We start from the raw sequence: 797 nt of genomic DNA, 5'->3' as shown, positions 1-797 counted from the left end.
GGCCTTGCTGGCTTCTGAGCATCCATCCGCTCGCTGCGGCCGCTTTCCGGGAGGCCGAAAGATGGACCCAGGCAACGCGTAGCGGCCTACTTTGTACGTCTAACTAATCGTCGGAGCTGACGCCGCTTCATAGCTCGCTGCACCCGGGATGCTTCGCGTTATGATCGGCTTCGGGTGACCGCATCGGGCGGCGCACCTCAACTCAGGGTGTTAGGGCGCACTGCGAGTGCGTCGCAACTTCCACAAGGAGCTTTGATGTCCGGTCCTGCCTCTGCTGGCCTCTTCATTTACGCAAAAGACCTTGAGCGCCTCGCTAGCTTCTATCAAACGCTTCTTGGCATGTCTCGTGCGCATGCTGCACCCGGCTTGGTGGTATTGCGCTCGCCGGACCTCCAGATCACCGTCAACGCCATGCCCGCCCATATCGCCGCTCAAGTTGACATTTCCAGCCCACCGGTCAAGCGGGACAATGCGGCCTACAAGTTCTTCTTTACGGTCCCAAGCCTTCAGCAAGCTAGTCAAACAGCATCGGCACTCGGGGGTGAGGTTCTGCCAGAGCAATGGTCCGGCCCAGGTTTCATCGTGTGCAATGCGGTGGACCCAGAGGGCAATATCTTCCAGGTGCGCGAGAGTGTGCCCTAACAATTCATGTATGGACTCCTCCGTCAATCAGGGCTGCCTTAGCTGATCTTCGATCGTCGGGAAGTGGTGCGGTTGCAGTCGTGTATTCGGCCTTGGGGTGGACGTTGATCGTCCGGGCCATCATGGAATCCGCGGCGCAGGGGCCTATCGTTCAA

1 protein-coding gene is annotated in these 797 nt (G+C 59.1%); it reads left to right on the top strand.

Features of this window, described 5'->3' with window-relative positions; all coding sequences use genetic code 11:
* The first annotated feature begins 255 nt into the window (after positions 1 to 255).
* On the top strand, positions 256 to 642 hold the full coding sequence (locus tag H4F98_RS16655; RefSeq protein ID WP_182688942.1) for a VOC family protein: 387 nt from the start codon (positions 256 to 258) through the stop codon (positions 640 to 642).
* Positions 643 to 797 lie beyond the last annotated feature (155 nt).

The sequence above is a fragment of the Marilutibacter spongiae genome, from assembly GCF_014145325.1.
In the GTDB taxonomy this organism is placed as follows: domain Bacteria; phylum Pseudomonadota; class Gammaproteobacteria; order Xanthomonadales; family Xanthomonadaceae; genus Marilutibacter; species Marilutibacter spongiae.
This window is presented reverse-complemented; position numbering and strand designations above follow the sequence as displayed.